At 59.8% G+C, this 16,644-nt stretch carries 16 protein-coding genes; 3 read left to right on the top strand and 13 right to left on the bottom strand.

From position 1 onward, the window contains the following. Positions 1-63: 63 nt before the first annotated feature. The 5 genes from AC3I0A_RS23775 to leuS all read right to left on the bottom strand — a co-directional run bounded on the left by AC3I0A_RS23775 (position 64) and on the right by leuS (position 6,228). Positions 64-1,386, bottom strand: a complete 1,323-nt coding sequence (locus AC3I0A_RS23775) for a lytic murein transglycosylase (RefSeq protein ID WP_489375003.1) — start codon at positions 1,384-1,386, stop codon at positions 64-66. Positions 1,387-1,447: 61 nt separating this feature from the next. Then, positions 1,448-1,612, bottom strand: a complete 165-nt coding sequence (gene arfA, locus AC3I0A_RS23770; protein ID WP_489375002.1) for an alternative ribosome rescue factor ArfA — start codon at positions 1,610-1,612, stop codon at positions 1,448-1,450. 236 nt (positions 1,613-1,848) lie between these two features. Further along, entirely contained in the window at positions 1,849-2,886 is a 1,038-nt protein-coding gene (gene holA / locus AC3I0A_RS23765) for a DNA polymerase III subunit delta (protein WP_489375001.1), read from the bottom strand. 39 nt (positions 2,887-2,925) lie between these two features. Beyond that, a complete protein-coding gene (locus AC3I0A_RS23760; RefSeq protein ID WP_489375000.1) occupies positions 2,926-3,531 on the bottom strand; it encodes an LPS-assembly lipoprotein LptE in 606 nt (201 codons plus the stop codon). Positions 3,532-3,621: 90 nt separating this feature from the next. After that, positions 3,622-6,228: a leucine--tRNA ligase gene (gene leuS, locus AC3I0A_RS23755; protein WP_489374999.1), complete on the bottom strand. Its 2,607-nt coding sequence runs from the start codon at positions 6,226-6,228 to the stop codon at positions 3,622-3,624. A gap of 271 nt (positions 6,229-6,499) precedes the next feature. On the opposite strand from leuS, the gene AC3I0A_RS23750 reads away from it, so the two are divergent. Both AC3I0A_RS23750 and AC3I0A_RS23745 read left to right on the top strand, forming a co-directional pair. Then, positions 6,500-6,820 carry a hypothetical protein gene (locus AC3I0A_RS23750; RefSeq protein ID WP_489374998.1) on the top strand — a complete coding sequence of 107 codons (321 nt, stop codon included), beginning with the start codon at positions 6,500-6,502 and terminating at the stop codon, positions 6,818-6,820. A gap of 129 nt (positions 6,821-6,949) precedes the next feature. Beyond that, complete coding sequence (locus tag AC3I0A_RS23745; protein WP_489374997.1) at positions 6,950-7,711, top strand: YdcF family protein; 762 nt, start codon at positions 6,950-6,952, stop codon at positions 7,709-7,711. Positions 7,712-7,882: 171 nt separating this feature from the next. On the opposite strand, the gene lnt is transcribed toward AC3I0A_RS23745, so the two are convergent. The 5 genes from lnt to miaB form a co-directional block, all read right to left on the bottom strand. Beyond that, positions 7,883-9,406, bottom strand: coding sequence for an apolipoprotein N-acyltransferase (lnt, locus tag AC3I0A_RS23740; RefSeq protein ID WP_489374996.1), 1,524 nt, complete (start codon positions 9,404-9,406; stop codon positions 7,883-7,885). 8 nt (positions 9,407-9,414) lie between these two features. Next, positions 9,415-10,254, bottom strand: coding sequence for a CorC family transporter (locus tag AC3I0A_RS23735; protein ID WP_419116661.1), 840 nt, complete (start codon positions 10,252-10,254; stop codon positions 9,415-9,417). A 5-nt stretch (positions 10,255-10,259) separates the two neighbouring features. Further along, complete coding sequence (ybeY, locus tag AC3I0A_RS23730) at positions 10,260-10,754, bottom strand: rRNA maturation RNase YbeY (protein WP_489374995.1); 495 nt, start codon at positions 10,752-10,754, stop codon at positions 10,260-10,262. Further along, on the bottom strand, positions 10,747-11,763 hold the full coding sequence (locus tag AC3I0A_RS23725; RefSeq protein WP_489374994.1) for a PhoH family protein: 1,017 nt from the start codon (positions 11,761-11,763) through the stop codon (positions 10,747-10,749). Before AC3I0A_RS23725 ends, ybeY begins: the two co-directional genes overlap by 8 nt. A gap of 226 nt (positions 11,764-11,989) precedes the next feature. Beyond that, positions 11,990-13,318 carry a tRNA (N6-isopentenyl adenosine(37)-C2)-methylthiotransferase MiaB gene (gene miaB, locus AC3I0A_RS23720; protein WP_489374993.1) on the bottom strand — a complete coding sequence of 443 codons (1,329 nt, stop codon included), beginning with the start codon at positions 13,316-13,318 and terminating at the stop codon, positions 11,990-11,992. 133 nt (positions 13,319-13,451) lie between these two features. Here miaB and AC3I0A_RS23715 point away from each other — a divergent pair, with 133 nt between their 5' ends. Continuing rightward, the gene (locus AC3I0A_RS23715; RefSeq protein WP_489374992.1) at positions 13,452-13,778 is read left to right on the top strand and encodes a DUF1820 family protein; all 327 of its coding nucleotides are present in this window, start codon (positions 13,452-13,454) and stop codon (positions 13,776-13,778) included. Between the two features lie 158 nt (positions 13,779-13,936). Here the strand turns inward: AC3I0A_RS23715 and AC3I0A_RS23710 are convergent, their stop codons facing one another. The 3 genes from AC3I0A_RS23710 to thiE all read right to left on the bottom strand — a co-directional run bounded on the left by AC3I0A_RS23710 (position 13,937) and on the right by thiE (position 16,642). Beyond that, positions 13,937-14,491 carry a tetratricopeptide repeat protein gene (locus AC3I0A_RS23710; RefSeq protein WP_489374991.1) on the bottom strand — a complete coding sequence of 185 codons (555 nt, stop codon included), beginning with the start codon at positions 14,489-14,491 and terminating at the stop codon, positions 13,937-13,939. Between the two features lie 225 nt (positions 14,492-14,716). Beyond that, positions 14,717-16,000, bottom strand: coding sequence for a glutamate-1-semialdehyde 2,1-aminomutase (hemL, locus tag AC3I0A_RS23705; protein ID WP_489374990.1), 1,284 nt, complete (start codon positions 15,998-16,000; stop codon positions 14,717-14,719). 18 nt (positions 16,001-16,018) lie between these two features. Next, positions 16,019-16,642, bottom strand: coding sequence for a thiamine phosphate synthase (gene thiE / locus AC3I0A_RS23700; protein ID WP_489374989.1), 624 nt, complete (start codon positions 16,640-16,642; stop codon positions 16,019-16,021). Positions 16,643-16,644: the final 2 nt, after the last annotated feature.

Here is a 16,644-nt window from a genome sequence, read left to right as displayed (position 1 = left end):
GAGAACGCGTACTCCATGTGGGAGCGGGCTTGCCCGCGAAGCTTTTAAGAGTTGTACGGCTACTCAACGATTACGCAAACCTTCCAGCAGCTTATGCGTCGGATACCCATCCGCCGGCCAGCCAAAAGACTGCTGTGCGGTGCGAATCGCCTTACGGGTATTGGCGCCGATAATACCGTCGGCAGTACCTGCGTCGTAGTTGTTGGCGCTCAACAGGTTTTGCAACTCGATCCGCTCGGAGCGACTCAACGGCAAGTCATCTTTCGGCCATTCACCATTGATCAGGCCAGCGCCGCTAAAGCGCTCGGACAGCAGACTGACGGCCAGGGCATAGGACGACGAGTTGTTGTACTTGAGAATGGCGCGGAAGTTGTCGAGGATCAGGAATGCCGGGCCGCGATAACCGGCCGGCAGCAGCAGGGCTGCAGACAGTTGTTCGGAGCTGGCCGGTACGCTTGCACCGCTGGGCAGTTTGAGCCCTAGTTGCATCCACTCGGCGACTGTCTTGCGGATCGAGCCATCGGCCAGTGCATAGTCGAAACCGTCCGCCAGTTGCACTTCGAACCCCCAAGGCTGACCTTTTTGCCAGCCGGAGCTTTGCAGATAATGCGCAGTCGAGGCCAGGGCATCGGCCGGGCTGCCCCAGATATCGCGCCGACCGTCGCCGTCGAAGTCCACCGCGTGGGTGTTGTAGGTCGTTGGAATGAACTGGGTCTGCCCCATCGCGCCGGCCCAGGAGCCGAGCATCTTCTCGGGCTCGATATCACCCTGCTGAAGAATCTGTAGCGCGGCCAGCAATTGGCTGTGAGCAAAGCCCGGACGCCGGCCTTCATAGGCCAGGGTCGCCAGCGACTGGATCACCGACTTGTCGCCCTGGAAGCTGCCGAAGTTGCTTTCCATGCCCCAGACGGCCACCAAAGCCTGGCGATCAACGCCATAACGCTGTTCGATGCTTTGCAGGATATCGGCATATTGATAGAGCAGTCCCTGGCCCTTGCGGACACGCAGGGCGGACAGGGCGCCGTCGAGGTATTCCCACACTGGCCGGGCAAACTCGGGTTGGCTGCGGTCGGCGCGGATCACGCTCATGTCCGGTGTGACATTGGCAAACGCACGGTCGAAAAGCTCGGGGCTGATGCCTGCGGCCAGAGCGTCTTTGCGAAACGTGGCCTGCCATTCGGCGAAAGTCTGCGTTGGCTGGATGTCCAGGCTCTCGCCGGTCGGGACCACTGGAGGAACAACGGCCGGAGCGGGCACGGCTGAGGTGGTCTGGAGCGGCTGGGCGTCGGCGGCGGTCGGTTTTTCCGCGCAGGCGACTAACAGAATAAGGCTGGAGGCAGCGATCAGTTGGCGTAAGTGCCAACGACGGGAAAGACAAAAGGGCATGCACGGGTCCAGAGAATACGAATCAGGTGCCGACCTTACCATGTCAGCGGATTCTCTGCTTTCAGGCGGTCAGAAAGTAAGAAGCCTCCCAGCTATTAGACTGGAAGGCTTCGCGGCGGTAGCTGCCTTTGCCCTTGCCGGCTGGTTCCTGACGGCTGCGGAACAGTGGCTGGGCGATGATGGATTTGGCCTTGTTGGGGCCATGCGTTGATGGCTTTTTGCTCATGATGAGATCTCGCTCGTGGGTGGGTTATGCGGTGCCGATCATCGGGCAGAGTCGAGGTTCTGTCCAGCCCCCGCAATGTGTAGGAAATGATGACCTGTGGCGAGGGAGCTTGCTCCCGCTCGGCTGCGCAGCAGTCGTAAAGTCGACGAATGCGTTCTACCTGACAAAGCGCGGTTACCGATTTTAGGACCGCTTCGCGCTCCAGCGGGAGCAAGCTCCCTCGCCACAATGTCCGATCACTCAGCCGGCAATGCCAATCGCTGTCCGGCCATCAATAACGACAAACGGCTAAGGCTCATCCACGGCGAACCTGCCGCCTGGCCTTTGATCTGCGCATCGATACGCTGGGCATCGAGCAGCAGTTGCCCCCAGCGCTGGGCTGAGTGGCGTTGCAGGGCTTTGCTCATCAGCGGCTTGCGCTTGTCCCAGACCGGCGGTCGGGCCAGGCTGAAGGCTTTGTCCAGCGGAACGCCCTGGCTGTATTGCAGCGACAGGTTGGCCAGCAGACGCAGCTCCCGGGCCAGCGCCCAGAGAATCACCGGCGGTTCGACGCCTTCACCGCGCAGGCCTTCGAGCATACGCAAGGCGTGGGCGGCTTCACCGTTGAGAATCGCATCCACCAGCCCGAAGACATCGAAACGCGCACTGTCGGCGACTGCGGCTTGCACCGTATCGACCGTGATCTGACCACCTTCGGCCATCAGTTTGAGCTTTTCGATTTCCTGAGCCGCGGCCAGCAGATTGCCCTCCACCCGCGCCGCAATCAGTTCGACAGCATCCTGGCTGGCGGCAAGGCCGGCCTGAGACAAACGCTGGCGAATCCATTGTGGCAACTGGTTGGCATCCACCGGCCAGATTTGCACGAACTGGGTCTGCGCACCTTCCATCAGGGCTTTGCCCCACTTGGTTTTCTGCGCGCTGCCGTCGAGCTTGGGCAGGCTGATCAGCAGCAGGGTGTCTTCGGCAGGACGTGAGCAGTATTCGATGAACGCCGCTGCACCTTTATCGCCGGGCTTGCCGGAAGGCAAGCGCAGTTCCAGCAAGCGCTTTTCGGCGAACAACGACATGCTGGCACCCGCTTGCAGCAGCGTGCCCCAATCGAAGCTGGCGTCGGCGCTGAACACCTGGCGCTCATCGAAGCCTTGCTGGCGGGCAGCAGAACGGATGGCATCGGCGGCTTCCTGGCACAACAGCGGGTCATCGCCACTGATGATGTACACAGGCGCAAGGTTGCCTTGCAGGTGTTTGGCGAGTTGGGCGGGGGCTAGTTTCATAAGAAGAGGCGAACGGGGCGCTGGAGCGCCCCGTAAGGCTTACTGATTCTGCAATTGCAGAGGCGATTGGCGAGGCGTTTGCGCTTCGACCTCTTGTGCCGCTTTCAGTGCGTCGGCTTCAGCCTTGGCTTTGGCATCAGCGGTTTGCTGCAGTTGGTCCAGTTGCGCCGGGCTCAACTGTTGCAGACGCAGCATCATGCGTTGCACGAGGTCGCGACGCATTTCCTTGCGAACCTCATCCGCTTCCTGGTCGGAACCTGTCAGGTTGTTACCGTCGTGGAGGAAGACCTTCTGCACTTGCAGCTTGTCGCTGAGTAACGACAGGTTGTCGTGGCCCTGGATTTCGTAGCTCAGTACGTTAGTCAGTTCGTATTCGGCCGAGCGGCCTGAACCGGCATAGCTGAGGGTGCGCTGGGATTCCTGTTCATCAGTCAACGTCAGCTTGTACGGTGCACCGGCATAGACTTTTACGCCGCTGCTTTGCAGTACCTGGCGCAATTGCGTGACGGTCTCGCCGTAGGCGTTGCGGGCACTCAAGTCGAGTTCTTTGATAGCGAGCTCGGTGGTGCCGGTACCGCGTAGCTGGAAGCCACAGGCGCTCAGCAGTACAGCGAGGCCCATAACCAGCAGATTGCGTTTGATCATCTTGATGCTCCCCTTGAAACCATATGGGCCGACTGTGCGACCCTGGAGGTTTTGTTCGGCGCCAGGTGCATGACCTGGCGCCTGATCCAATTAGCTAGCGACGATATTGACCAGTTTGCCGGGCACTACGATCACTTTACGAATAGTCAGGCCTTCGGTGAAGCGCAGCACGTTTTCATTGGTCCGTGCGGCGGCTTCTACTTCTTCGCGGCTGGCGCTTGCAGGCATTTCGATATGACCGCGCAGCTTGCCATTCACTTGAATGACAAGCTGCAGGCTGTCCTGTACCAGGGCGCTTTCGTCCAGCACCGGCCAACCGGCATCGATGACCGGATCGGCGTGGCCCAAGCGATGCCACAGCTCGTGGCTGATGTGTGGGGTAATCGGCGCCAGCAACAGGGCGACGGATTCCAGGCCTTCATGCAGCAGCGCGCGATCCTGATCGGTGCCTTGAGGGGCTTTTTCCAGTACGTTCATCAAGGTCATCACCTGAGCGATGGCAGTGTTGAATTTGTGGTACTGGCCGACGTCCTGGCTGGCTTGTTTGATGGCCAGGTGGATCGCCCGGCGAATGACTTTTTGCTCATCATTCAGCGTGCCGAGATCCAGCGTCCCCGGCAGGCCTTGGCCAACATGGGCCTGAGCCAGACGCCAGACACGCTTGAGGAAGCGATGGGAGCCTTCAACGCCGGAATCGGACCATTCCAGGCTCATGTCAGGTGGCGAAGCGAACATCATGAACAAACGGCAGGTGTCGGCACCGTACTGGTCGATCATCGACTGCGGGTCAACGCCGTTGTTCTTCGACTTGGCCATCTTCTCGGTGCCGCCGATCTCCACCGGCAGACCGTCGCTGATCAGCTTGGCGCCAATGATCTTGGCTTTGCTGTCGCGTTCCAGCTCGACATCGGCCGGGTTGTACCAGGTGAAACTGCCGTTGGCTTCGCGGCGATAGTAGGTCTCGGCGATCACCATGCCCTGGGTCAACAGGTTCTTGAACGGCTCGTTGGAGCTGACCAGGCCTTCGTCGCGCATCAGCTTGTGGAAGAAGCGCGCGTAAAGCAGGTGAAGAATCGCGTGTTCGATACCGCCGATGTATTGATCGACCGGCAGCCAGTGGTTGGCTGCGGCCGGGTCGACCAAACCGCCTTCGTAATGCGGCGAGGCGTAACGGGCGTAGTACCACGATGACTCGACGAAGGTGTCCATGGTGTCGGTTTCACGCTTGGCCGGCTTGCCGCATTTCGGGCAGCTGCATTCGTAGAACTCAGGCATGCGCGCCAATGGCGAGCCGGCGCCGTCGGGTACGACGTCTTCAGGCAGCACGACAGGCAGTTGGTCTTCCGGTACCGGCACATCACCGCAGCTATCGCAGTGGACGATCGGGATCGGGCAGCCCCAGTAGCGTTGACGGCTGATGCCCCAGTCGCGCAGACGGAACTGGGTGCGCGAGGCACCGAGGTTTTTCTTGATCAGCGCCACTTCCATGGCGTCGAAAGCGCCCGCGAAGTCGAGGCCATCGAACTCGCCGGAATTGATCAGCGTGCCGTATTCGTTGTAAACGTCCTGCCACGGAGCCGGAGTTTCGTCGCCGGCGCTGGTGCGCACGACAGGCTTGACCGGCAGGTTGTATTTGGTAGCGAACTCGAAATCACGTTCGTCGTGCGCCGGGACGGCCATTACCGCGCCATCGCCGTAGTGCATCAGCACGTAGTTGGCGACCCACACCGGGAGTTTCTCACCGGTCAGCGGATGCTCGACGAACAGCGAAGTGCGCAGGCCTTTCTTCTCTTGAGTGGCGACGTCGGCTTCGGCAACGCTGCCGCCCTTGCATTCAGCGATGAACGCTTGCAGCTCAGGGTTGTTCTGCGCAGCCAGGGTAGCCAAATGGTGTTCGGCGGCCACTGCGACATAGGTCGCGCCCATCAGGGTGTCCGGACGGGTGGTGAAAACTTTCAGAACGCCGGCTTCGCCGATGGACGCGACGTCGTACGGGAACTGTACTTCCATGCCGCGGGATTTGCCGATCCAGTTGCGCTGCATGGTCTTGACCTGCTCAGGCCAGCCGGTCAGTTCGTCAAGGCTTTCCAGCAGCTCATCCGCGTAGGCGGTGATCTTGAAGTAGTACATCGGAATTTCGCGCTTCTCGATCAGCGCGCCGGAACGCCAGCCGCGACCGTCGATCACCTGTTCGTTGGCCAGGACGGTCTGGTCGACCGGGTCCCAGTTGACGGTGCCGTTTTTACGGTAGATCACACCTTTTTCGAACAGGCGAGTGAACAGCCATTGTTCCCAGCGGTAGTAATCCGGCTTGCAGGTGGTGACTTCGCGGGACCAGTCCACTGCCAGGCCCAGGCTGCGCAGCTGGGTTTTCATGTAGGCGATGTTTTCGTAGGTCCACTTGGCCGGCGCGACGTTGTTTTTCATCGCGGCGTTTTCCGCCGGCATGCCGAAGGCGTCCCAACCCATGGGTTGCAGGACGTTCTTGCCTTGCATGCGCTGGTAGCGGGAGATCACGTCGCCGATGGTGTAGTTGCGCACGTGCCCCATGTGTAGCTTGCCGCTGGGGTAAGGGAACATCGACAGGCAGTAGAACGTCTCCTTGCCTGGCTGTTCACTGACTTCAAAGGACTTTTGCTCGTCCCAGAACGATTGGGCGGCGGCTTCGATTTCACGGGGCTGATATTGTTCGTGCATGGCTACTTTTGAACTGAATAGGGGTGGCCTAATCCTCTTCAATGCGACGCTGGGCGGTGACGACGCCAAATACGGCGTTTTCGGTGCCCAGTCGAGCTGGAAGTGGAGTTACAGGAAGCGCCGTAGCATACATGACCGCGCTCTACCGAGGGAAACCCTGATTGCACCCAGAGGCGCCCCTTGGGCCGTTGGTCGCGGCAGCAGGACGGTTTGCTCAGCGGGGCTAAGCTCTTAAAGGGGGAGTGATTCTTATCTTCAATGAGGTGAGCGGATGGTTGAGTCGCAGCAAAAAGGAACAAAACCCGAGTTGTACGAACGGCTGATCAACCGTCTTGGTCTGGCGCTGGATGCGGCAAAAACCGCAGATCGGTTGCGCGACGAACATCCTGTCGAGTTGGAACTACGTGGTTTGAGTCGCGCTGAGTTTGAGTTGGTCAAGGCTTATCTGGACCGCAGCGAACGTGAGGCATATTCAAACGTATTGGAAGCTATTAAGCATAAAGAAGCACCACGTTCGGCCAAGATCATCTGGTTGAGAGGCAAGGCACCTGTCGGGGACGCGGTAAAGGTCCGGTCCCTGCCGTTCAAATAAGTGTATGCGGCCCCTTGTCGGGCACTCTGCATGACGTCACACGTCCAGGCTTTCGATTGAAATGCCTTCAACATCTGTTGTCGCGTTGCTTCAACCCACTTAGGCTTCGGGCATCTCTGGAGATGCTCGATGCCTTTTCGTTATTTCGTTAAACAACTGCTTTTGCCGCCCGGCATTCTTTTGCTGCTGCTTCTGTTTGCCTGGTGGTTGCGTCGCTCCCGGCCACGCTTGGCAGGCGCGTGCTTTGTGCTGGGAGTTGGCGGCTTCTGGCTGATGAGCTTGCCGATTGTCGTGGAGTGGAGTGCCCGCGCACTTGAGCGCGAGCCACCGCTGGCCCGTAGCGAATGGGCGACGCTGGCCGAGCGCGCAGATGCGATTGTGGTATTGGGCTCGGGCCGGGAGCGGGGTGATCCGGCCTGGGGCTCGGATCAGCCGACCGGCGTGGGGTTGGAGCGCGAACGCTATGCGGCCCGCCTGGCCAAGGCCTCAGGCTTGCCGGTGTTGACCAGCGGCGGTCTGCACTATGGAACACCACCCACTGAAGCGGCGCTGATGGCCGAGTCTATGCAGGATGATTTTGCGGTGACGGTCCGTTGGCAGGAGGGACGCAGCCGCACGACCTGGGAGAATGCCCGGTTTACCGCAGAGGTGCTTCAGCCGCTGGGTATCAAGCGGGTGGTCGTGGTGACACAGGCCTGGCACATGCCGCGTTCGGTGTGGAGTTTCGAACGGGCAGGTTTCACCGTCGTAGCCGCTCCGGTGGGTTTTTTAGGGGTTGATAATGCCCGGCCATTGGGTGGCTGGATGCCCGAATTCAAATCGATTTGGCAAAGTGGGCAGTTGCTTAATGAGGCGGTGGGGCAGGTGGGGTATTCGTTGTTTTATCGGTAGTTCGAGCCAAGCCCGGCCCCTGTGGCGAGGGAGCTTGCTCCCGCTGGGTGGCGAAGCCGCCCCAAAACCTGCAACAGTGTTCTGTCTGGCACACCGCATGTATCGGTTTTACGACCGCTTCGCGGCCGAACGGGAGCAAGCTCCCTCGCCACAAAAAAAGGTTGAAGCCTGTTAAACCGTTCTGGCCATCCGGCTGGCCAGCAACGCCCAGCTGAACAGCAGCACGCACAGAATGATCAGCGGCCACGAACGCCATTGCAGGTACGGCGTCAGGTTGTGCATCGGTACCACTTCGCCGTAGAGGATGCCGCGCTCGAATTGCGGGATTTGCACGGTGATTTTGCCGAACGGATCGATCAGGCCGGTGACGCCGTTATTGGTGGCGCGAATCATCCAGCGTCCGGCCTCCAGGGCGCGCATTTGCGCCATCTGCAAGTGTTGCAGCGGGCCGATGGAGGTGCCGAACCAGGTGTCGTTGCTGATGGTCAGCAGCAGGTCGCTGCGAGCCGAAAGGCCGGCGGCGAATTCCGGGTAGACCACTTCGTAGCAGATGAACGGCGCAATCTGATAGCCCTTGGCTTGCAGCAACGGCTGATCGGCCGAGCCGCGAGCGAAGTCCGACATTGGCAGGTCGAAGAAGGCGATAAGTCCGCGTAGCAGATCCTGCAACGGCACGTACTCGCCAAACGGTACCAGTTTCTGTTTCAGGTAGGTGCCATCGCCTTCGCCGACTACGGTGATGCCGTTGAAGTAACGCTTTACATGGCGTACTTCCTCACGGATCGGCACGCCGGTAATCAGTGCGGAATTACGCTCTGCGGCGAAGTTGCCGAGCATGTTCAGATAACCTTCGGCCGATTCCTTCAGCACCGGGATCGCCGTTTCTGGCCAGATGAGCAAGTCCACACGTTTGGAGCTGAAGCTCATGTCGCGGTACAGCGCCAGTTGCGCGTTCAGCTGCGTCGGGTCCCACTTCATGCTTTGTTCGACATTGCCCTGAATGGCCGCAACCGACAGCGGCGCACCGGATGGACTGGTCCAGGCGTGGCCTTTGAGCGCGATGCCGATAGCCCATGGGGCAATCAGCAATAGCAGGCCGGCGGCGATAAATCCTCTGTGACCGGACTTGATCAGGCGCGGCAGGTTGTACAGCAGTGCCGCGGTCAGGGCCAGGGTGAAGGAGATCAGCCACATGCCGCCCAACGGCGCGAGCCCGGCCAGTGGTCCGTCGAGCTGGCTGTAGCCGGAATAAAGCCACGGGAAACCGGTCAGGAACCAGCCGCGAAATGCTTCCTGACCCACCCACAACGCGGCAAACGCCAAGGCATCGGCCAGCGGCGCTTCATTGCGACGCAACCAGCGCGCCCAGAGCCAGGCGGGCAGGGCGAAGAACCAGGCGATCGCAACAGTGAAGGCCAGCATCAGCAACCCGGCCAACAGCACCGAGGCGCCGCCAAAATTGTGAATGCTGTAATAGATCCAGCTGGTTCCGGCGGCAAACAGGCCGAAACCGAAGCACCAGCCACGGCCCAGCGCCTGACGGGGGCTCAGCTCGCGTAAGCCGGCGTAAAAGAAACCGACCGCCAGCAATGCCAACGGCCAGATATCGAACGGCGCCAGGGCCAGAGTGGTGAGTGCACCGGCCGCCACGGCCAGCAGGTTACCGGGCCAGCCGGGGCGGGTTACGCGGAGCATGTCAATCCTTAACGGGCAATGGGTGTCAGACGCAGCAAGTGAATCCGACGGCTGTCGGCGTTCAGGATGCGGAAGCGATAGGCGCCGATTTCAGTGATTTCGTTGCGTTTTGGCAAATGCCCGAACGCGCTCATCACCAGACCACCGACGGTGTCGAATTCATCGTCGGAGAATTCGCAGTCGAAAAACTCGTTGAAGTTCTCGATCGGGGTCAGCGCCTTGATCAGGAAATCACCGCTGGGCAGCGGCTTGATGTAGCTGTCTTCTTCGACGTCGTGCTCGTCTTCGATGTCGCCGACGATCTGCTCCAGCACGTCTTCAATGGTCACCAGGCCGGCTACGCCGCCGTATTCGTCGATGACGATGGCCATGTGGTTATGGTTGGCGCGGAATTCACGCAGCAGCACATTCAGGCGCTTGGACTCGGGGACGAAGGTCGCCGGACGCAGCAAATCCTTGACATTGAAGCTGTCGCCGTTTTCCTGAAGGATCAGCGGCAGCAGATCCTTGGCCAGCAGAACGCCCATGACGTCATCGTGGCTTTCGCCAATCACCGGATAGCGCGAGTGCGCGGAATCGATGACGGCCGGGAGGAATTCGCGGGGTGTCTGGGTCGCCTTGATGCTGATCATCTGCGAGCGCGGAACCATGATGTCCCGTACTTGCAGGTCAGCGACCTGGATGGCGCCTTCGACGATGGCCAGCGCCTCGCTGTCCAGCAACTTGTTCTGATGGGCTTCGCGCAGCAGCTCCAGCAGCTCCTGACGGTTTTTCGGCTCGTGGGCAAAAGCTTGGGTCAGTTTACCCAGCCAGGACTTTTGCCCGCTGCTCGATCGGTCTTCGCTCATAGCGATTACTCTAAATCCTTGGTTGTTACAGTTGGAGGTTCGCAGGTTTCGTCATCTGCATACGGGTCAGGATGACCCAGTTCAGCAAGCAACGTTCGTTCCAGTGCTTCCATTTCTTCGGCTTCGTCGTCATCTATATGGTCATAACCCAGCAGATGCAAACAGCCGTGAATCACCAGGTGCGCCCAGTGGGCGTCGAGTGCCTTGCCTTGTTCGGCGGCCTCGCGCACGACCACGGGCACGCAGATCACCAGATCGCCAAGCAGCGGGATGTCCAGCAGTTCGTCCGGCACATCGGCCGGGAAGGACAGCACGTTGGTGGCGTAATCCTTTTGCCGCCAGGTGTGGTTCAGCTCGCGGCCTTCGGGCTCGTCGACCAAACGAATGGTCAGCTCCGAATCGGCGGTGCGTTGGCGCAACGCCAGTTCGCACCATTGACGGAACTCGGCTTCGCTGGGGGCAGGTGCATCGGTGGCTTGTTGCAGATCGAGCTCAAGCATCGTGGCGGTTGTCCTTCGCAGAGGAAAACCTGGCCGGTTCGCCTTCGGCACGATGTTCGAAACGCTCGTAGGCTTCGACGATGCGTTGCACCAGTGGATGGCGCACGACGTCTTTGGAGGTGAAGTGGGTAAAGCTGATGCCCGGCACTTCCTTGAGCACGTCGATCACATGGATCAGCCCGGACTTTGTGCCCTTGGGCAAGTCGATCTGGGTGATGTCGCCGGTAATGACCGCGGTTGAACCAAAGCCGATTCGCGTCAGGAACATCTTCATCTGCTCGACGGTGGTGTTCTGGCTTTCGTCGAGAATGATGAAGCTGTTGTTCAGCGTTCGTCCGCGCATATAGGCCAGTGGTGCGATCTCGATCACTTGACGTTCGATCAGTTTGGCAACGTGTTCGAAGCCGAGCATTTCGTACAGCGCGTCATACAGCGGACGCAGGTACGGGTCGATTTTCTGCGCCAGGTCGCCAGGCAGGAAACCAAGCTTTTCGCCGGCTTCAACCGCTGGACGCACCAGCAGGATGCGGCGTACTTGCTCGCGCTCCAAAGCGTCCACTGCACAGGCAACCGCCAGATAGGTCTTGCCGGTACCGGCCGGACCGATGCCGAAGTTGATGTCGTTGCCGAGGATTTCCTTCACATAGCGCTGCTGATTCGAGCCGCGAGGGCGAATCATGCCTTTTTTGGTGCGCAGTGCGACGGGCTCGGCGCACGGATGGTTGTCCATCTCTTGCACGGCGGATTCCTGCAGGAACAGGTGAACCATGTCCGGCGACAGCTCGGTAGCCTTGGTTTCCCGGTACAGGCGGCGCAGGAGGTTTTCCGCGGAGGTGGTGTGTTTTGGTTCGCCGATCAGTTCGAACTGGTTTCCGCGGTTGCGGATCTCGATGCTCAGGCGCTGTTCGATCAAGCGCAGATGCTCATCGAACTGCCCGCACAGATTGGCGAAGCGGCGAGCCTCAACGGGCTCGAGGATGAAACGATGTGGTTCTATGGGTGCGTTCAAGGTCGTTTTTAGCCGCCCTAAGGCAATGGAGATGATTCAAGGATAGCGCCAGTGGGCTGGGTGCGAAAGCTCTTAAATGAATGAGCGCGCCCTCAAGAACAACGCAGTTCCAATGTGGGAGCGAGCTTGCTCGCGATAGCGGTGTATCAGACAACATCAATGTTGAATGAAAGTTCGCTATCGCGAGCAAGCTCGCTCCCACATTTGATCTCCAGTGTCTTGACGATTACTGCAACAAAGAACCGCGCAGCGAGTGCGGTTGCGCGGCATCGATACGCACATCGGCGAACTGGCCGATCAGTGTGGGATTGTCGCAGCGGAAGTTGACGATACGATTATTCTCGGTGCGCCCCTGCAGTTCGCCCGGGTCTTTCTTCGAATAATCGGTCACCAGAATGCGCTGAGTGGACCCTACCATTTGTCGGCTGATCTCGAAGCCTTGCTGATTGAGTCGATGTTGCAGGGCGTTCAGGCGCTCTTTCTTCAGCTCTTCCGGCGTTTCATCGAGCAGATCGGCCGCGGGGGTGCCCGGGCGCTGGCTGTAGACGAACGAGTAGGAAAAATCGAAACCGACGTCTTCGATCAGCTTCATGGTCTGTTCGAAGTCTTTCTCTGTTTCGCCGGGGAAGCCGACGATAAAGTCCGAACTGATGCAAATGCCCGGCACGGCGGCCCGCAGTTTGCGCAGTTTGGATTTGTATTCCAGCGCGGTGTGGTTGCGTTTCATCGCCGCCAAAATGCGGTCCGAGCCGGATTGCACCGGCAAATGCAGGTGTTTGACCAGTTCCGGCACTTCGGCGTGAGCCTGAATCAGGCTGTCGGAGAATTCCAGCGGGTGCGAGGTGGTGTAGCGAATACGCTCGATACCCTCGACGGCAGCGACTACGCGGATCAGTTCGGCAAGGTCTGCGAGGCGACCGTCATGGGTCTGGCCGCGATAGCCGTTGACGTTTTGCCCCAGCAAGGTGACTTCACGCACGCCGTTTTCGGCCAGGTGGATGATTTCGGCCAGCACATCGTCGAACGGTCGGCTGACTTCTTCGCCGCGGGTATAAGGCACCACGCAGAACGTGCAGTACTTGCTGCAGCCTTCCATCACCGAAACATAGGCGCTTGGGCCATCAATGCGCGGTTCTGGCAGGTGATCGAACTTCTCGATTTCCGGGAACGAGACGTCGACTTGCGGCAGCTTTGTAAGGCGCGCGGCGTCGATCATTTCCGGCAGGCGGTGCAGGGTCTGCGGGCCGAACACCACGTCGACATAGGGTGCGCGGTCGCGAATTGCCGCGCCTTCCTGGCTGGCCACGCAACCGCCGACGGCGATCACCATGTCCGGGTTGGCCAGTTTCAGTTCGCGCCAGCGGCCGAGCTGGGAGTACACCCGATCCTGGGCGCGTTCGCGGATCGAGCAGGTGTTGAGCAGGATCACGTCCGCGTCTTCGGCGCGGGCGGTGACTTCCAGGGCCTGATGTTCACCCAGCAGATCGACCATGCGCGAGCTGTCGTACTCGTTCATTTGGCAACCGTGGGTTTCAATGTAGAGCTTCTTGGCCATGGGGGTTCATCAAGTGGTTCAAAGAACCGCGTATTATAGTGGTCATGTCCGCAGGTTCCTAGCGTTGCGCGTCCGGTGGCTATGCTATAGTTTGCGCCCTCTTTTATGTCCCCCGATTTGTTACCCGCCCACCATGACCAAACGTGAAGCTCCAATCTACAAGGTGATTTTCCTCAACCAGGGCCAGGTGTTCGAAATGTACGCCAAGCAGATCTATCAAAGTGATCTGTGGGGCTTCCTGGAAGTGGAAGAGTTCGTCTTTGGCGAGCGCACACAGCTGGTCGTCGACCCAGGCGAAGAGAAGCTCAAGGCGCAGTTCGAAGGTGTGGTACGCAGTTTTGTGCCAGTGCATTCGATCGTGCGCATCGACGAAGTCGAGCGCCTGGGTACGCCGAAGATCACCGAAGCCCGCGGCATGAGCAACGTCATGCCGTTTCCGATGCCGATGCCGGATAAGTAAATCGCGGTACCCTGTGGCGAGGGAGCTTGCTCCCGCTGGGTCGCGAAGCGGCCCTAAAACCTGCGACCGATTGTTATTTGGCACACCGCATTAACTGATTTTACGACTGCTGCGCAGCCGAGCGCGAGCAAGCTCGCTCGCCACGAAAAGCCCGCAGGTCAGGGCAACGGTGAGAAAGGCGAACGCCCGTCGGCGCTTTGCAGTTCCAGCAGGTATTTGCGGAAAATCTGCCCCAGTACCTGAGTGGCGACTTCCAGCTCATCACGCTTCATGTGTTCGGCAACTTCGTCGGCAGTGTCCAGCGCATCCTCGGCGCCATTGACCGCCGCCATCTTCAGCACGATATACGCCTGAACGTTATTGGCCGGAACGCCTTCGCCGTGGAAAAACATGGTCCCGAGCTTGAATTGCGCCTGAGCATGGCCTTGCAGAGAGGCTTTCTCGAAGTAGCTCAGGGCTTTATCGAGGTCGCGCGGCACATTTTTGCCGGCGTAATAGAATTCACCCAACTCGTATTGCGCTTGCGCATCCCCGGCATCCGACGCTTTCTGGCAGGCGGCAAGCGCCTCGGACAAGTCTTGCGGCTGAGTATTGAGGGTGCAGCGACCCATCGCCGGGATCAACAACGGGTTGCCGCCTGCTTGTGCGTGCGCGAGCAGGGGCTGAAAGAGCAACAGGCAGCCCAATGCAAGGGTGCGGCCGGTGCGGTTCATGGGAATCGACTTACCTCTGAGGGGCGCGTGGACCCATCGAGGGGATCCAATAAGCGCGCATTATGAAATAAGCAGGGCCAACCTTACAAAGTCTTTACTCGTTTTTCTGCTGCGCGGCCTGATATCTCCCGGTTTGTAGGAGATTTTGTGCTTTAAAGGGCGCAAAAGAGACATAAAGACCTGGAAAAAACCTGACGCCGCGCAAGCAGCGTCAGATCGGTAGGCTTATTTCAAAGCAGCAAATGCACGTTCGGCAGCATCCAGCGTCAGTTTCAGCTCGGCATCGCCATGAGCGATCGAGGTGAAACCGGCTTCAAAGGCGCTCGGCGCCAGGTAAACGCCGCCTTCGAGCATCAGGTGGAAGAAGCGTTTGAACAGGCCGGCATCGCTGCCCATGACGTCATCGAAAGTCACGATGTCGTCAGCGCCGCTGAAGTACAGGCCGAACATTCCGCCGGCCTGAGTGGTCACGAACGGAATACCGGCTGCGTCGGCGCGCTGTTGCAGGCCGTCGAGCAGGCGGCTGGTGTAGTCGCTCAGTTCGGCATGGAAGCCCGGACGGCTGATCAGGCGCAGGGTGGTCAGGCCGGCAGCCATGGCCAGCGGGTTACCGGACAGGGTGCCAGCCTGGTAGACCGGTCCCAGCGGGGCGATGTGCGACATGATTTCGCGTTTGCCACCGAAGCAGCCCACCGGCATGCCGCCGCCAATGATTTTGCCGAAAGTGCTCAGGTCCGGAGTGACGCCGTAATGTGCCTGGGCGCCACCGAGGGCGACGCGGAAACCGGTCATCACTTCGTCGAAAATCAACACCACGCCGTGTTTGTCGCAAAGCGTGCGCAGGCCTTCGAGGAAACCTGGCGCCGGTGGCACGCAGTTCATATTGCCGGCCACCGGCTCGACGATGATGCACGCCACTTCCTGACCGACTTCGCTGAGCATTTGCTCGACTGCGTCAATGTCGTTGAACGGCAAGGTCAGGGTGTGTTTTGCAAATGCAGCGGGTACGCCCGCAGAGCTTGGAACGCCTTGGGTCAGTGCGCCCGAACCGGCTTTGACCAGCAGGCTGTCGGAATGGCCGTGGTAGCAACCTTCGAACTTGATGATGCTGTCACGACCGGTGAAACCACGGGCCAGACGGATCGCGCTCATGGTCGCTTCAGTACCGGAACTGACCATCCGAACCATTTCCATCGATGGCACGATGGAGCAGACCAGGTCGGCCATCTGGGTTTCCATTTCGGTCGGGGCGCCATAGGACAGCCCATGCTCGAGCTGCTTGCGTACCGCATCGAGCACTTGCGGGTGGCTGTGGCCGAGGATCATCGGGCCCCACGAACCGACGTAGTCGACATAACGTTTGTCATCTTCGTCCGTTACATAGGCGCCTTCGGCATGCTTGAAGAACAACGGCGTGCCGCCGACGCTCTTGAAGGCACGAACGGGCGAGTTCACGCCGCCGGGAATGTGTTTCTGGGCATTGGCAAACAGGGTTTCGGAACGAGACATGATCGGGCTCTCAAAAAATCAGGATTTGAATAATTCATTAAAGGCGCGGGCACGGCGCGTTACTTCAGCAGTGCTCTCGGCGCCAAACAGACCATGGACCACCGCCAGCAGATCGACCCCGTGGGCCACCAGCGGCGCAGCGTTGTCCAGAGTGATGCCGCCGATCGCGCAGATCGGCAGGTGCAGTTTGCTGCGGGCCTGATCGAGCAGTTCGAGGCTGCAGGCCGGTGCGCCGGGCTTGGTGTTGGAGTTGAAGAAGCGACCGAAGGCGACGTAACTGGCGCCTTCTTTGGCAGCTTGTTCGGCGAGTTCGAGTTGCGCGTGGCAGGTCGAGCCGATGATTGCCTGACGACCGAGCAGTGCCCGAACCGGCATCAGTGGGCCATCGGTCTGGCCCAGGTGCACCCCGACGTTCAGGCGTGCCGCCAGTTCGGCGTCGTCGTTGATGATCAGCCGGGTCTTGTAGCGTTCGCACAGCTCGCGCAGGGCTTCGGCCTCACGCAGGCGGCGGGCCTCGTCGCTGCTCTTGTCGCGGTATTGCAGCAGGGTGACGCCGCCTTCGAGCGCCGCCTCCACGTACGAAAGAAATTTCCCGGCCAGTAACTGGCTGTCGGTAATGGCGTACAGGCCACGTAGTTTCATCG

This window comes from Pseudomonas sp. KH_024_B2 (genome assembly GCF_057839965.1).
The sequence above is the reverse complement of the archived record's forward strand: the minus strand, read 5'-3'. Positions and strand labels throughout refer to the sequence as shown.

What these genes read in the sequence shown, in the direction of transcription:
- AC3I0A_RS23750 (WP_489374998.1), top strand. Translation starts at nt 6,500, where the DNA reads ATGGTTGAGTCGCAGCAAAAAGGAACAAAACCCGAGTTGTACGAACGG.
- AC3I0A_RS23775 (WP_489375003.1), bottom strand. Translation starts at nt 1,386, where the DNA reads ATGCCCTTTTGTCTTTCCCGTCGTTGGCACTTACGCCAACTGATCGCT.
- AC3I0A_RS23735 (WP_419116661.1), bottom strand. Translation starts at nt 10,254, where the DNA reads ATGAGCGAAGACCGATCGAGCAGCGGGCAAAAGTCCTGGCTGGGTAAA.
- holA (WP_489375001.1), bottom strand. Translation starts at nt 2,886, where the DNA reads ATGAAACTAGCCCCCGCCCAACTCGCCAAACACCTGCAAGGCAACCTT.
- ybeY (WP_489374995.1), bottom strand. Translation starts at nt 10,754, where the DNA reads ATGCTTGAGCTCGATCTGCAACAAGCCACCGATGCACCTGCCCCCAGC.
- AC3I0A_RS23760 (WP_489375000.1), bottom strand. Translation starts at nt 3,531, where the DNA reads ATGATCAAACGCAATCTGCTGGTTATGGGCCTCGCTGTACTGCTGAGC.
- hemL (WP_489374990.1), bottom strand. Translation starts at nt 16,000, where the DNA reads ATGTCTCGTTCCGAAACCCTGTTTGCCAATGCCCAGAAACACATTCCC.
- arfA (WP_489375002.1), bottom strand. Translation starts at nt 1,612, where the DNA reads ATGAGCAAAAAGCCATCAACGCATGGCCCCAACAAGGCCAAATCCATC.
- AC3I0A_RS23745 (WP_489374997.1), top strand. Translation starts at nt 6,950, where the DNA reads ATGCCTTTTCGTTATTTCGTTAAACAACTGCTTTTGCCGCCCGGCATT.
- leuS (WP_489374999.1), bottom strand. Translation starts at nt 6,228, where the DNA reads ATGCACGAACAATATCAGCCCCGTGAAATCGAAGCCGCCGCCCAATCG.
- AC3I0A_RS23710 (WP_489374991.1), bottom strand. Translation starts at nt 14,491, where the DNA reads ATGAACCGCACCGGCCGCACCCTTGCATTGGGCTGCCTGTTGCTCTTT.
- thiE (WP_489374989.1), bottom strand. Translation starts at nt 16,642, where the DNA reads ATGAAACTACGTGGCCTGTACGCCATTACCGACAGCCAGTTACTGGCC.
- miaB (WP_489374993.1), bottom strand. Translation starts at nt 13,318, where the DNA reads ATGGCCAAGAAGCTCTACATTGAAACCCACGGTTGCCAAATGAACGAG.
- lnt (WP_489374996.1), bottom strand. Translation starts at nt 9,406, where the DNA reads ATGCTCCGCGTAACCCGCCCCGGCTGGCCCGGTAACCTGCTGGCCGTG.
- AC3I0A_RS23715 (WP_489374992.1), top strand. Translation starts at nt 13,452, where the DNA reads ATGACCAAACGTGAAGCTCCAATCTACAAGGTGATTTTCCTCAACCAG.